The 13,315-nt window shown below is 67.4% G+C and carries 13 protein-coding genes; 3 read left to right on the top strand and 10 right to left on the bottom strand.

The features are described 5' to 3' along the window. Positions 1–214: 214 nt before the first annotated feature. The 4 genes from pgsA to P9849_RS07250 all read right to left on the bottom strand — a co-directional run bounded on the left by pgsA (position 215) and on the right by P9849_RS07250 (position 4,479). The gene (pgsA, locus tag P9849_RS07265; protein WP_278268960.1) at positions 215–826 is read right to left on the bottom strand and encodes a phosphatidylinositol phosphate synthase; all 612 of its coding nucleotides are present in this window, start codon (positions 824–826) and stop codon (positions 215–217) included. Between the two features lie 4 nt (positions 827–830). Then, a complete protein-coding gene (locus tag P9849_RS07260) occupies positions 831–1,475 on the bottom strand; it encodes an HIT domain-containing protein (protein WP_278268959.1) in 645 nt (214 codons plus the stop codon). A gap of 2 nt (positions 1,476–1,477) precedes the next feature. Further along, a complete protein-coding gene (gene thrS / locus P9849_RS07255; RefSeq protein ID WP_278268958.1) occupies positions 1,478–3,487 on the bottom strand; it encodes a threonine--tRNA ligase in 2,010 nt (669 codons plus the stop codon). A gap of 137 nt (positions 3,488–3,624) precedes the next feature. Continuing rightward, positions 3,625–4,479: a helix-turn-helix transcriptional regulator gene (locus P9849_RS07250; RefSeq protein ID WP_278268957.1), complete on the bottom strand. Its 855-nt coding sequence runs from the start codon at positions 4,477–4,479 to the stop codon at positions 3,625–3,627. Between the two features lie 148 nt (positions 4,480–4,627). Here P9849_RS07250 and P9849_RS07245 point away from each other — a divergent pair, with 148 nt between their 5' ends. Genes P9849_RS07245 through proS form a run of 3 tightly spaced genes read left to right on the top strand, consistent with a single transcriptional unit; the run spans position 4,628 to position 8,004 of the window. Continuing rightward, entirely contained in the window at positions 4,628–6,037 is a 1,410-nt protein-coding gene (locus tag P9849_RS07245) for an MFS transporter (RefSeq protein WP_278268956.1), read from the top strand. A 48-nt stretch (positions 6,038–6,085) separates the two neighbouring features. Next, the gene (locus tag P9849_RS07240; RefSeq protein WP_278268955.1) at positions 6,086–6,538 is read left to right on the top strand and encodes a carboxymuconolactone decarboxylase family protein; all 453 of its coding nucleotides are present in this window, start codon (positions 6,086–6,088) and stop codon (positions 6,536–6,538) included. Positions 6,539–6,582: 44 nt separating this feature from the next. Then, on the top strand, positions 6,583–8,004 hold the full coding sequence (gene proS / locus P9849_RS07235; protein ID WP_278268954.1) for a proline--tRNA ligase: 1,422 nt from the start codon (positions 6,583–6,585) through the stop codon (positions 8,002–8,004). 98 nt (positions 8,005–8,102) lie between these two features. Here proS and P9849_RS07230 read toward each other — a convergent pair whose 3' ends face one another. From P9849_RS07230 to P9849_RS07205, 6 genes are read right to left on the bottom strand one after another with little or no spacing between them, the layout of a single operon-like run. Beyond that, positions 8,103–8,435 (bottom strand): metal-sulfur cluster assembly factor, encoded by a 333-nt coding sequence (locus tag P9849_RS07230; protein ID WP_066212780.1) that lies wholly within the window; start codon positions 8,433–8,435, stop codon positions 8,103–8,105. Between the two features lie 34 nt (positions 8,436–8,469). Further along, positions 8,470–9,252, bottom strand: coding sequence for a Fe-S cluster assembly ATPase SufC (gene sufC / locus P9849_RS07225; protein WP_066212783.1), 783 nt, complete (start codon positions 9,250–9,252; stop codon positions 8,470–8,472). A 42-nt stretch (positions 9,253–9,294) separates the two neighbouring features. Next, positions 9,295–9,645: a non-heme iron oxygenase ferredoxin subunit gene (locus P9849_RS07220; protein ID WP_278268953.1), complete on the bottom strand. Its 351-nt coding sequence runs from the start codon at positions 9,643–9,645 to the stop codon at positions 9,295–9,297. An 11-nt stretch (positions 9,646–9,656) separates the two neighbouring features. Then, positions 9,657–10,895, bottom strand: a complete 1,239-nt coding sequence (sufD, locus tag P9849_RS07215) for a Fe-S cluster assembly protein SufD (RefSeq protein WP_278268952.1) — start codon at positions 10,893–10,895, stop codon at positions 9,657–9,659. After that, complete coding sequence (sufB, locus tag P9849_RS07210) at positions 10,895–12,358, bottom strand: Fe-S cluster assembly protein SufB (RefSeq protein ID WP_066212790.1); 1,464 nt, start codon at positions 12,356–12,358, stop codon at positions 10,895–10,897. The genes sufD and sufB overlap by 1 nt, the downstream gene beginning before the upstream one ends. Then, positions 12,358–13,203, bottom strand: a complete 846-nt coding sequence (locus tag P9849_RS07205) for a helix-turn-helix domain-containing protein (RefSeq protein ID WP_278268951.1) — start codon at positions 13,201–13,203, stop codon at positions 12,358–12,360. The genes sufB and P9849_RS07205 overlap by 1 nt, the downstream gene beginning before the upstream one ends. Between the last annotated feature and the right edge of the window lie 112 nt (positions 13,204–13,315).

Genomic DNA, 13,315 nt, shown 5'->3' with positions numbered 1-13,315 from the left:
AAAACCCCTATGGGTGTCAGAAAATGGCGTACGCCAGGCACACGCGGCCAAACTCACGCAGTGTCACCCGACCGGCGGCAGAACGCCGCCTGCCGACAAGTCTAATAGCTGTCCGACGGCGGCACCGCCCGTGAGGCGCGCCCGCGTAACAGACAAGCGAAGCCTCAGCCCGGGTCACTCCCAGGCCGAGGCTTCGGCGGTGTCTGCTCCCCCGTCAGCGGACGGCGGCCGCCTGACGCCGGACGGTCTCGACGCGCTGCCCGATCGTGAAGAGCGATGCCAGCGCGAGCAGGACGAGCGTCACCAGCAGGACCACCGACGGCAGGCCGAGCCCGGTGAGACCGGTCATGACCAGGAGGGCGACCAGCCGTTCCGCACGTTCCGCGATGCCCACATTGCACTCGAAGCCCAGTGCTTCGGCCTTCGCCCGCGCATAGGACACGAGCATGCCGAGGACCAGGCATGCCAGGGAGGCCGTCGCGATGACCGGGTCGTTCCCCCCGGTGAAGTACCAGAACGCGACCGTGGAGAACAGCACCCCGTCCACCACGCGGTCCAGCGTCGAGTCGAGGAAGTTGCCCCACAGGCCGTGGCGGCCGGACAGGCGCGCCATGATGCCGTCCACCACGTCCGAGAAGATGAACACCGTGATCGCCACGGTGCCCCAGAAGAGCTGCCCCTGCGGGTAGAGGATGAGCGCGGAGACGACGGCGCCGAGCGTGCCGGTCACCGTCACGGCGTCCGGACTCACCCCGGCCTTGAGCAGGGCCTTGGCCAGAGGGGTGAACAGGCGCGTGAAGAAGGTGCGCGCGAAACGATTGAGCATGGGCTCAGAGGTCCCCTGCCGCTGCGGTGTGTGCGGCACCCGCCACGTCGCCGTCGTCGTCCGCCGGCCAGCCCTCGGCGAGCAGCTCCCGGACCTCGCCCAGGGTCTGCGTGATCGCCTTCGTCTGCGCGATGATCGGCAGGAAGTTGCCGTCGCCGCCCCAGCGCGGCACCACGTGCTGGTGAAGGTGCTCGGAGATCCCGGCGCCGCCCACCTTGCCCTGGTTCATGCCGATGTTGAAGCCGCCCGGACGGGACACCTTCTGCAGCACGCGGATGGTGGTCTGGGTGAGAGCCGAGAATTCGGCGGTCTCCTCCTCCGTCAGGTCCGTGTAGTAGGACACGTGGCGGTACGGGCAGATGAGGGCGTGCCCGGGGTTGTACGGGTACAAGTTGAGGATGACGTAGCAGAGCCTCCCCCGGTGCACGATGAGCGATTGCTCATCGGAACGGCCCGGCGCCACGCAGAACGGGCAGGAATCCGGGTGGTCGTACTGTTCCTGACCACCCTTGATGTAGGCCATCCGATGAGGGGTCCACAGGCGCTGGAAGGCGTCCGGGACGCCGGGGAGCTGGAAATCGTCGGTCACGGCGTCATCTGAGGTCGCGCCCGTCCCGGAGGTCTCCGCAGCGCCTGTGGGTTCCGTCATGCCTAGAGGGTCCTGTTCTTCACGGCGTCGACGATCCGCTGCACGGCTTCCTCGACCGGCACCCCGTTGTCCTGGCTGCCGTCACGGAAGCGGAAGGACACCGCTCCGTTCTCGGCATCCTCGCCACCGGCGATCAGGACGAAGGGCACCTTGTCCTTGCTGGCGGTGCGGATCTTCTTCGGGAAGCGGTCGCTGGACGCGTCCACCTCCACCCGGATGCCGGCCTTCTTGAGCTTCGCCGCCACCTCATAGAGGTAGTCGTTGAACGCCTCGGCGACCGGGATCGCCACGACCTGAACCGGCGCGAGCCACGCCGGGAACGCCCCGGCGTAGTGCTCGGTCAGGACACCCATGAAGCGTTCGACCGAACCGAAGAGCGCCCGGTGGATCATCACGGGACGCTGACGGGAGCCGTCCGCGGCCTGGTACTCGAGCTCGAAACGCTCCGGCAGGTTGAAGTCCAGCTGGATCGTGGACATCTGCCAGGTGCGTCCCAGGGCGTCCTTGGCCTGCACGGAGATCTTGGGACCGTAGAACGCCGCTCCACCCGGATCCGGGACGAGCTCCAGCCCGGACGCCTCCGCCACCTCGGCGAGGGTGCGGGTGGCTTCCTCCCACACCTCGTCGCTGCCGACGTACTTCTCCGGGTCCTTGGTGGACAGTTCCAGGTAGAAGTCGTCCAGGCCGTAGTCCTTGAGCAGCCCGAGCACGAAGTTGAGCGTGCTGGTCAGCTCGTCCTTCATCTGCTCCTTGGTGCAGTAGATGTGGGCGTCGTCCTGAGTCATGCCACGGACGCGGGTCAGGCCGTGCACCACGCCGGACTTCTCGTAGCGGTACACCGAGCCGAACTCGAAGAGCCGCAGCGGGAGCTCGCGGTAGGACCGTCCGCGGGAGCGGAAGATCAGGTTGTGCATGGGGCAGTTCATGGGCTTGAGGTAGTAATCCTGGCCCGGCTTGCGCACGGTGCCGTCCTCGTTGAACTCCGCATCGACGTGCATCGCGGGGAACATGCCGTCCTTGTACCAGTCCAGGTGGCCCGAGACCTCGTACAGGTGACCCTTGGTGATGTGCGGGGTGTAGACGAACTCGTAGTCGGCCTCCACGTGCCGCTGACGGGAGTAGTCCTCCATGGCCTTGCGGATGATGCCGCCCTTGGGGTGGAACACCGGCAGGCCGGAGCCCAGCTCGTCCGGGAAGGAGAAGAGGTCCAGTTCGACGCCGAGCTTGCGGTGATCGCGGCGTTCCGCCTCGGCCAGGCGCTCCTGGTACTCCTTGAGGGCTTCCTTGGTGGGCCACGCGGTGCCGTAGATGCGCTGCAGCGGCTTGTTGTTCTGGTCGCCCAGCCAGTAGGCGGCCGAGGAACGGGTCAGCGCGAAGGCGTTGGAGATCAGCTTGGTATTGGGCAGGTGCGGGCCGCGGCAGAGATCGCACCAGACGACGTCGCCGCTCTTGCGGTCCACGTTGTCGTAGATCGTGATGTCCCCGGCGCCGACCTCGACGTTGACGCCCTCTCCGGCCTCGTCGGCCGAGTCCGCCTTGCCGAGCAGTTCGAGCTTGTACGGCTCGCCGGCCATCGCCTCACGCGCCTCCTCCGGGGAGACCACGCGACGCACGAACTTCTGGTTCTGGTTGACGATCTTGAGCATCATCTTCTCGAGGGCCTTGAGGTCCTCGGGGGTGAAGGGCTCGGCGACGTCGAAGTCGAAGTAGAAGCCGTCCTTGATGTACGGGCCGATGCCGAGCTTGGCATCCGGGCGCAGCTGCTGCACGGCCTGGGCCATGACGTGCGCGGTGGAGTGGCGGAGGACGTTCAGGCCGTCCGGGGAGTCGATGGTGACGGACTCGATCTCGGCGCCGGCCTCCAGGAGCTGGTCCAGGTCCTTCAGCACACCGTCGACACGCATGACCACGACGTCACGGCGATCGAAGAACAACTCCGCGCCAGTGGTGCCCGTGGTCACCTGGGTCTCGTCTCCGTCGACTCTGAGGGTGATCTGTTGGGCTTCTGACACGGTGTCTCCTGTTCATATTGCGGCTTCATGACTTGCGGCATACGGGACCACAGCCAGCCACCGAACAGTCTAGTACGAGCGCCGGGAGCGCTCGGCACCGGTTCCCTGAAGAACGGATGAACCCGGAGTGGCGCCGCTCAGGCCGCGGCGCTGGTCAGCGGCTGGTCCTGCGCCATGCGGGCCAGCAGTTCCAGGCGCTCGGCGCTCACCGCGTCCGCCGGGGCGAACCAGACGATCCGGGTGCCGAGGGTCTCGTCGGTCCACAGGCTCGTCATGCTGAGATTCAGCTCGCCCAGCTGGGGGTGGCGGAGCCTCTTGAGGGCGTTGCGCTCACCGGAGACGTCCCCGCGGGCCCAGAGCTCCCGGAACACCGGTGAGGCGTCCTGGAGCTCCTGGATGAAACGCTGCCACTCGGGATACTCGCGGTGACGTCCGTAGGCGGCGCGGAGTCGGGCGGCGATGCGCCGCTGAGCGTGCTCGAGATCCACGTGCGCCTTCTGCCACTCCGGAGCCGTGAACAGCAGGCGGGCGCAGTTGCGCTCCCCCACCGGGATCCGGTCGAAGTCCGTGAAGAGGTACCGGTAGGACCGGTTGTAGGCGACGATGTCGAAGCGGGCGGTCTGGGCGGCCGCCGGATAAGGCATGAGCTTGGCGAGCAGCTCGTGGTGCGAGTCGTTCAGGCAGCTCATCGGGGCACGCTCGGGGATCGCGGCGCCGGCCAGCGCGAACAGGTGATCCCGCTCGTCGTCACTGAGGAGGAGCGCCCTCGCGATCGACGTCAGCACCTGCTCCGACGCCGCGATGGGCCGGCCCTGTTCGAGCCACGTGTACCAGGTGAGGCCGACGCCGGCGAGCTGGGCCACTTCCTCGCGCCGGAGACCCGCCACTCGACGCCGCGCGCCCCGTGGCAGGCCGACGTCCTCCGGCCGCAGCCGCGCCCGACGGGAACTCAGAAATTCCGCGAACTCCTCGCGGCGTGCCGAAGTGGACATCTCTCCTCCTGCAGCGATCCTCTCACGCCCGTACGCGACCGGGAGCACCTGGACCGGGTGCTGTCACTACCAGGATAAACAGGCTCCTGGCACCAGGATAAGGAGCGGAGCACAGTGGTTCCATGACCACCGCACCCACCGCTCAACAGTGACCACGCTTCACCCGGTCCCCCAGGCCGCCGTGCCGATCTGGCGCTATCTCGGCCTCGTCCTGGCGCCCGGCGTCGGGTCCTACGCCTTCAACGCCGTCACCGTCTCCCTGTCACAGCTGCACACGGAGTTCTCCGCGTCCGACGCCGGGCTGGAACTCGTCGTCGCCGGCTACGGGATCCCCTTCGCCACGCTGCTCATTCTGGGCGGGCGCCTCGGTGACCGCTATGGCAGGCACCGCATGTTCACCCTCGGAATGGTCGTGTTCCTCGTGGCGGCCCTGGCCTGCTCGTTCGCGCCGAACCTCGGAGTCCTGATCGCCGCGCGGATCGCGCAAGGTCTCGGCGCCGCGCTCTGCACTCCCCAGGTGCTCGCCACGATCCAGGCGACGAGCGACGGCGCGGCGCGCGTGCGGGCCATCTCCGCCTTCGGGGCCAGTGGCGGCATCGGCGCGGCGCTCGGTCAGGTGGCCGGCGGGGCGCTGGCGAGCGTCACGTTCGGACCGCTCTCCGGCTGGCGCGCCGTCTACTGGCTGGCCGCGGCCATCGCGGCGGCCGCCGTCGTGCTCGGCCGCTTCGCACCCCGCAGCACCGCCCACGAGGCCGTGGACATCGACGTCGCGGGCACGCTCCAGCTCGGCGGTGGCGTCCTGCTGCTGGCCGCCGGCCTGACGTTCGGGCCTTCGCTCGGCTGGCCATGGCCTGTGCCGGTCGCGCTCGTGGTGGGCGCGGTCCTTCTGCTCGCGCTGTGGCGGCATCAGAACCGGATCGAACAGTCCGGCCGCGTGCCCCTCCTGCCGCCCAGCATCCTGCGCCTGCCGGCCCTGCAGACCGGACTGCTCGCCGCCGGACTGTTCTTCGCCGGGTATGGGGCGATCCTCTACGTCATCCCGCGCGGCCTGGAACACGGTCTCGGCCTGACGCCTCTGGATGCGGGACTCCTCCTGCTGCCCTTCGCCCTGGTCTTCACGGCCGTGTCGCTGAACCTGTCCAGAATCCAGCGGTGGCTCGGCGACCGCACCCTGTTCTGGGGCGTCACACTTCAGGGCGCGGCGCTCGTCCTGATCGCCGCGACCGTGTTCCTGGCCTGGACCCCAGCCCTTCCGCTGCTGCTGCAGCCCAGCCTGGTGCTCCTGGGCGCCGGTCAGGCGATGATCTTCTCCCCGCTCACCCAGGCGGTGGTGCGCGAGATCCCGGTGGAGGCGGCCGGTCTGTCCGGCGGGCTGTTCGGCACCGTCCAGCAGCTCGCGCTCTCGCTGGGCGTCATCCTGATCGGCGGGATCTGCACCGCGGCGGGTCTGACGGGCCAGGCCGAATTCGCCGCGGGAACGTTCCTGGACCTCGGGATCGCCCTGGTCGTGGTGCTCCTGGCGCTCCGGCTGAACCGCCGTCGAACGGCTCATGAATAAGCCGGTCGGGGGATGTCCCGTCGCACGGGCCGCGGCTAGCATGCAGACATGAACCGTCGAGTGAACATCAGCAAAGCCCATTCCGAGACCTTCAAAGCCCTGGGGAAGCTGAGCAAGGCCGCCACCGAGGCCGCTGCCGCCGCGGACATCAGCCCCCTGCTCTGCGAGCTCCTCAAGATCCGAGCCTCACAGATCAACGGCTGCGCCTACTGCCTGCGGCTGCACACCAAGGACGCGGTCACGCTGGGCGAGACGCAGGACCGCCTCGCGGTCCTCCCGGCGTGGCGGGAGAGCGACTACTTCACCGCCGTCGAACGCGCCGCGCTGGCCCTGACCGAAGCGATCACCCAGGTGTCCGATCACCAGGTCCCGGATGAGGTCTACGTGCCGGTGTCCCAGGTCCTCTCCGAGGAGCAGATCTCCGCGGTGTCCTGGCTCGCCATCACGATCAACGCCTACAACCGCGTCGCCATCACGAGCCACTACACCGTCAAGCCCTGAACCGGTCAGGGCCACAGCGTTCAACCGTCCGGTAGGGTCGGGCCATGGTGAAAGCACACGCTTCCGTCCTCGCCGATCAAGCCGAGGACTTCCCCCGCTGGTATCAGGACGTCCTGGACAAGGCACAGCTGGCTGACAACGGCCCGGTGCGCGGGACCATGGTCATCCGCCCGTACGCCTACGGCATCTGGGAACGGATGCAGGCCGCCGTCGACGGCCGCATCAAAGCCGCCGGCGCCGAGAACGTCTACCTCCCGCTCTTCATCCCGCAGTCCTACCTGGAACGGGAGGCCGAGCATGTGGACGGGTTCAGCCCGGAGCTCGCCGTGGTCACCCACGCCGGAGGCAAGGAACTCAGCGAGCCCGTGGTCGTGCGGCCCACCAGCGAGACGATCTTCGGTGAGCTCATGGCCAAGTGGGTCCAGTCCTACCGCGATCTGCCGCTCCTGCTGAATCAGTGGGCCAATGTCGTGCGCTGGGAGATGCGTCCCCGGACGTTCCTGCGGACCAGCGAATTCCTGTGGCAGGAAGGCCACACGGCCCACGCGACGCGTGAGGAGGCGGCCGCGTACGCCCGCCGCATCCACCTCGAGGTGTACCGCTCGTTCCTGGAGGACGTCCTGGCCATCCCCGTCCTGGTGGGCGACAAGTCCCCCGCGGAGCGGTTCGCGGGCGCCGTCAACACCATGACCTGCGAGGCCATGATGGTCGACGGCAAGGCACTCCAGATGGCCACCAGCCACGAACTGGGCCAGAACTTCGCCAAGGCTTTCGGCATCGGGTTCACGGACTCGGACGGCGCCGTGCAGGACTGCTGGACCACGTCCTGGGGATCGAGCACGCGGATGCTGGGCGGGCTGATCATGTCCCATGGCGACAACACGGGCCTGCGCCTCCCTCCGGCCATCGCCCCGGTCCAGGTGGTCATCGTTCCGGTGCGCGACGACGACCGCGTCCTCGCCGCCGCAGCCCGCCTCCGCGAAGACCTGGAGGAGGCGGGCGTCCGGGTGAAGATCGACGAGCGGCTCACGACCGGCTTCGGACGCCGCGTGACGGAGTGGGAACTCAAGGGAGTTCCGCTCCGGCTCGAGATCGGGCCCCGCGACCTGGATCAGGGTTTAGCGACCCTCGTCCGTCGGGACACGGGCGTCAAGGAACCGGTCTCGCTCGCTGAGGCGGCCGCGCTGATCCCCGGCCTGCTGACGGAGATCCAGCACGCGATGTTCCAGGAGGCCAAGCAGCGGCTGACGGACCACACCGTCGAGACGACCGATCCCAGTGAGGCGGAGGAGGCGGCCCAGACGGGATTCGCCCGGATCCGCTGGGACCTCCTTGGCGAAGCCGGCGAGAGGACCCTCAACGGCTCGGCCATCACCGTACGCTGCCTGCAGACCGAGGACGGCGGACTCCCGGCCCCGGACGCGCGCCCCGAGGAACTCTTCGCGGTCGTGGGCAGGAGCTACTGACCCGGCCCGGGACCGACTCCCACGAACGACGGCGGCGGCCGGGATTTCTCCCGGCCGCCGCCGTCGTCGTTCAGTGGTGCTCAGCCGTACACGCTGGATCAGATGTTGAAGCCGAGGGCCCGCATCTGGTCCTTGCCGTCATCGGTGATCCGCTCGGGACCCCACGGCGGCATCCACACCCAGTTGAGGCGCCAGTCGTCGACGACACCGTCCAGGGCCTTGCCCACCTGCTCCTCGAGCACATCGGTGAGCGGGCAGGCCGCCGTGGTCAGGGTCATGTCGATCAGGAGCGCGCCGTCCTCGTCGGAGTACTTGAGCCCGTACAGCAGGCCCAGGTCCACGACGTTGACGCCGAGCTCGGGGTCGATGACGTCCTTGAGCGCCTCTTCGACGTCCTCAAGACTTGTCCTGGCCGCATTCACTTCGGTCATCTTCTGTCCCCTCCCGGGTTGTCAGGCGAGTGGCTCAGACCGCTGCCGGCTCGGAGGCCGTGCCGGCGCCGGCCACATAGCGGTCGTAGCCCTCGTCCTCGAGGCGGTCGGCCAGCTCCGGGCCACCCTGCTCGACGACCTTGCCGTCGACGAAGACGTGGACGAAGTCCGGCTTGATGTAGCGCAGGATGCGCGTGTAGTGGGTGATGAGCAGGGTGCCCATCTCGCCACCGGCGTGAGCGCGGTTGACGCCCTCGGAGACGACCTTCAGAGCGTCGACGTCGAGGCCGGAGTCGGTCTCGTCGAGGATGGCGAACTTCGGCTTGAAGAGCTCGAGCTGGAGGATCTCCACGCGCTTCTTCTCACCGCCGGAGAAGCCCTCGTTGACGTTGCGCTGGGCGAAGTCGGCGTCGATGCGCAGCTGCTCCATGGCGGCCTTGACGTCCTTGGTCCAGTGACGCAGCGAGGGGGCCTCGCCGTCGATGGCGGTCTTGGCGGTGCGGAGGAAGTTGGTCATGGTCACGCCGGGGACCTCGACCGGGTACTGCATGGCGAGGAAGAGGCCGGCGCGGGCACGCTCGTCCACGCTCATCTCCAGGACGTCTTCACCGTCCAGGGTGATGGAGCCGCTGGTCACGGTGTAGCGCGGGTGACCGGCGATCGTGGAGGCCAGGGTCGACTTGCCGGAGCCGTTGGGGCCCATGATGGCGTGGGTCTCGCCGGTCTTGATGACCAGGGAGACGCCCTTGAGGATTTCCTTCTCGCCCTGCTCTGTCTCGATGCTGACGTGCAGGTCCTTGATTTCAAGAGTAGACATGCTGTTCTTTCTTGTCCTAAGTCTGTTTGGTGCGGCCGGGGCTCAGAAGACCCGGGCGCCGTTCACAACGTTGCTGGTGTCGACGTACACGTCGTCGCCGTGGATCTCCACGGCGAAGACGGGAACGGGATCATAGGCGGGGAGCTGGAGCGGCTGACCGGACCGCAGATCGAACTGGGAACCATGTCCCCAGCACTCGATCGCGCAACCCTCGACGTCGCCCTCGGAGAGGGAGACGTCCGCGTGCGAGCAGGTGTCACCGATGGCGTGGATCTCCCCCATGGAGTCCTTCACCACGGCGACGGGGTATCCCTCGAGGAGAACCCTGAGGGCCTGCTTGGGCGAGATCTCGGTGCTCTTGCACACCAAGGTGCCCTGTGGCGTTTCCGGCACGTCCGCTCCTTCTAGTTCTCGCCTGCGGTCAGTTCGCGTTCCACGGCCTCGGTGAGACGTTCCTCGAGGGCCGGGACCTTGATCTTCTGAATGATCTCGTTCAGGAAGCCTCGGACCACCAGACGGCGGGCCACATCCTCGGGGATGCCGCGCGCCATGAGGTAGAACAGGTGCTCGTCATCGAAACGGCCGGTCGAGGAGGCGTGACCGGCGCCGGCGATCAGGCCGGTCTCGATCTCCAGGTTCGGCACGGAGTCCGCACGGCAGCCGTCGGTCAGGACCAGGTTCTGGTTCTTCTCGTACGAGTCGGTGCCGACGGCCTGCTTCTGGATGAGGCAGTCGCCCACCCACACCGTGTGAGCACCCTTGCCCTGCAGCGCGCCCTTGTACAGGACGTTGGAGGTGCAGTTCGGAACATTGTGATCCACGAACGACCGGTGCTCCAGGTGCTGCCCGGCATCGGCGAAGTAGAGCCCCAGGAGCTCGGCCTCGGCCTGTTCGCCAGAGAAGCGCACATTGGAGTTCAGTCGCACGATCTTGCCGCCCAAAGTCACGGCGATGTGCTTGTACACGCCTTCCTTGGCCACGACGGCGTCGTGCTGGGCCAGGTGGATGGCGTCATCCTCCCAGAGCTGCACAGAGACGACGGTGAGCTCGGCGGCCTCGCCGACGAAGATCTCGACATTGCCGTTGTGATTGGCGGAACCGTCGTGCTCGAGGATGACGACCGACTTGGAGTTGGCGCCCGCCTCCAGGACGAGGTGGCTGTTGGAGCGCTTGCCGGCGCCCTGGCCGGACAGCAGGACCCGCACGGGCTCCTCGGGCTGCGCGCCTTCGGGCACGACGACGTGCAGCGCCTCGGGCGCGTTGGCGGATGCCACGGCGGCGGCACGGTCGGTCGGCACCAGGGCGGTGGCGCGGGGCGCCTGACCGATGGCCAGCGGAGCGGACACGTAGCCCTCGGGAGCCTCGACGGAGACCGTCGTGGCGCCGTCGTCATTCGCGCCGTCCTGCAGCAGCGGCTGGAGCTCGCGCACCGGGGTGAAGCGCCACTCCTCCTCACGGCCATCCGGCAGAGCGAAATCGGCCACGTTGTGGCTGGTCAGACGCTCGGCGCGGGAGGACATGACGGTGGTGCCGTCATTGTGCTTGTGGTCGACCTTGCTGGAGACCAGCTGCTCGCCCTCTTCGGTGAAACCGGCGATCGACGGGGCGCCGATGCGGGCCTTCTCAGTTGCTTCGGCAGTCATTAACCGACGGATCCTTCCATCTGGAGTTCGATGAGGCGGTTGAGCTCGAGCGCGTACTCCATGGGGAGCTCACGGGCGATCGGCTCGATGAAGCCGCGCACGATCATGGCCATGGCCTCGTCCTCGGGCATGCCGCGGGACATCAGGTAGAACAGCTGCTCCTCGGAGACACGGGAGACCGTGGCCTCGTGGCCCAGCAGCACATCGTCCTCGCGGATGTCGATGTACGGGTAGGTGTCCGAGCGGGAGATGGTGTCCACCAGGAGAGCGTCACAGCGGACGGTGTTGGCGGAGTGCTTGGCGCCTTCGCGGACCTGGACCAGGCCGCGGTACGCGGCACGGCCGCCGTTGCGGGCCACCGACTTGGAGATGATGGAGCTCTTGGTGTTCGGAGCGATGTGCACCATCTTGGAACCGGTGTCCTGGTGCTGGCCCTCGCCGGCGAAGGCGATGGACAGGGTCTCGCCCTTGGCGTGCTCGCCCACGAGGTAGACGGCCGGGTACTTCATGGTGACCTTGGAGCCGATGTTGCCATCGATCCACTCCATGGTGGCGCCCTCTTCGCAGATGGCGCGCTTGGTCACCAGGTTGTACACGTTGTTGGACCAGTTCTGGATGGTGGTGTAGCGGACGCGGGCGCCCTTCTTGACCACGATCTCGACCACGGCGGAGTGCAGCGAGTCCGAGCTGTAGATCGGGGCGGTGCAGCCCTCGATGTAGTGCACGTAGGAGTCCTCGTCGGCGATGATGAGGGTGCGCTCGAACTGGCCCATGTTCTCCGTGTTGATGCGGAAGTAGGCCTGCAGCGGGATCTCCACGTGAACGCCCTTGGGGACGTACACGAAGGAGCCGCCGGACCACACGGCCGTGTTCAGGGAGGCGAACTTGTTGTCGCCCACGGGGATCACGGTGCCGAAGTACTCCTGGAAGATCTCCGGGTGTTCCTTCAGCGCGGTGTCGGTGTCGAGGAAGATGACGCCCTGCTGCTCCAGGTCCTCACGGATCTGGTGGTAGACGACCTCGGACTCGTACTGAGCCGCGACGCCGGCCACGAGGCGGCTGCGCTCCGCTTCCGGGATGCCGAGCTTTTCGTAGGTGGTCCGGATGTCCTCGGGAAGCTCTTCCCAGGAACCGGCCTGCTTCTCCGTGGAGCGCACGAAGTACTTGATGTTGTCGAAGTCGATGCCGGAGAGGTCCGCACCCCAGGCGGGCATGGGCTTCCGGTCGAAGTACTTGAGGCCCTTCAGACGCAGGTCAAGCATCCACTCGGGTTCGCTCTTCTTGGTGGAGATGTCCCGGACGACGTCCTCGTTCAGGCCGCGGCGCGCGTTGGCACCGGCGTCGTCCTTGTCTGCCCAGCCGTATTCGTAGTTGCCGATACCGTGGAGCTCCGGGTTCTTTTCCAGAATCTCGGAGATCACCGTACCCTCAGCCACTGGCTTTTCTGCTAGTTGGTCCGTCATCACGGCCTTTCTTGCTGGTGGTTGCGTCCGGTAGGAATGTGCGTGGTGCAGACGTGGCCGCCGTTGGCCAGCGTGGAAAGACGACGGACGTCCACACCGAGAAGCCGTTCGAACACCTCGGTCTCCTTGTCACAGAAGACCGGGAATTCGGCGGCCAGGTTCTGGATGGGGCAGTGCCCCTGGCACAGCTGGATGGCTGTGAGCTGCGGCGGCAAGGGCTTCTTGCTCACCGGATGGATGCGCAGGACATTGGCGTTGGCGACGAAGCCGTCGCGGTTGAGCGCCGCGACGAGCGCCATGGCGCGGGCCTCGACGTCGGACCCTGCGGCGTTCACCTCGTCGGCGTAGCGCTCCGCCATGCCGGCGAAACGGCGTTCGGCGAACGCCTCGATGGCCTGTTCGCCGCCCAGCGCCGCGAGTTCGTGCAGCGCCTTGCTCGCGATGTCGAGGTAGTCGTCGCCCCAGTGCTGCTGGCCCTGGGAGCTGATGACGTAGCGCCGCGCCGGACGCCCCGCCCCTGCGCCGGCCTTCACCATGCGCTTGACCTCGATCACGCCTCCGCGCTCGAGCTGGTCCAGATGGCGGCGGACCGCGGCCGGCGTGTAGCCGAGGAGCTTCCCGAGCTCGGCGGCGCTGATGGGACCGTGCTCCAGCACGGCGGCACGGACCTTGTCCCGCGTGCGGTCCTCGGACTCCACGAGAGAGCCTCGCGAGACAGTGCGGGAGGAGGCCGCACGGGACGGGACCTCACGCTGCGCGGGCACGACCGAACCCGGAGCGCCCTGCTGGGCCCCCGGATTCAGGCTGTCGACCGGCCTGTTCGTGGAGGTGTCCATGGAATACACAACACAATCATCACTAAATAACTTCCCGCCTTCCACTAAGGCTAGGCTGACCTGTCGATTGTGACCAGAGACCCTCGTCACACCGTTCGCCGGGACCGGATCAGCGGGCGTT

The sequence above is a fragment of the Arthrobacter sp. Y-9 genome (assembly GCF_029690065.1).
GTDB lineage: Bacteria > Actinomycetota > Actinomycetes > Actinomycetales > Micrococcaceae > Arthrobacter_E.
This window is presented reverse-complemented; position numbering and strand designations above follow the sequence as displayed.

Excerpts from the sequence above, each read along its gene's own strand:
- pgsA (WP_278268960.1), bottom strand. The coding sequence starts at position 826 with ATGCTCAATCGTTTCGCGCGCACCTTCTTCACGCGCCTGTTCACCCCT.
- P9849_RS07260 (WP_278268959.1), bottom strand. The coding sequence starts at position 1,475 with ATGACGGAACCCACAGGCGCTGCGGAGACCTCCGGGACGGGCGCGACC.
- P9849_RS07250 (WP_278268957.1), bottom strand. The coding sequence starts at position 4,479 with ATGTCCACTTCGGCACGCCGCGAGGAGTTCGCGGAATTTCTGAGTTCC.
- P9849_RS07240 (WP_278268955.1), top strand. The coding sequence starts at position 6,086 with ATGAACCGTCGAGTGAACATCAGCAAAGCCCATTCCGAGACCTTCAAA.
- proS (WP_278268954.1), top strand. The coding sequence starts at position 6,583 with ATGGTGAAAGCACACGCTTCCGTCCTCGCCGATCAAGCCGAGGACTTC.
- P9849_RS07230 (WP_066212780.1), bottom strand. The coding sequence starts at position 8,435 with ATGACCGAAGTGAATGCGGCCAGGACAAGTCTTGAGGACGTCGAAGAG.
- sufC (WP_066212783.1), bottom strand. The coding sequence starts at position 9,252 with ATGTCTACTCTTGAAATCAAGGACCTGCACGTCAGCATCGAGACAGAG.
- sufD (WP_278268952.1), bottom strand. The coding sequence starts at position 10,895 with ATGACTGCCGAAGCAACTGAGAAGGCCCGCATCGGCGCCCCGTCGATC.
- sufB (WP_066212790.1), bottom strand. The coding sequence starts at position 12,358 with ATGACGGACCAACTAGCAGAAAAGCCAGTGGCTGAGGGTACGGTGATC.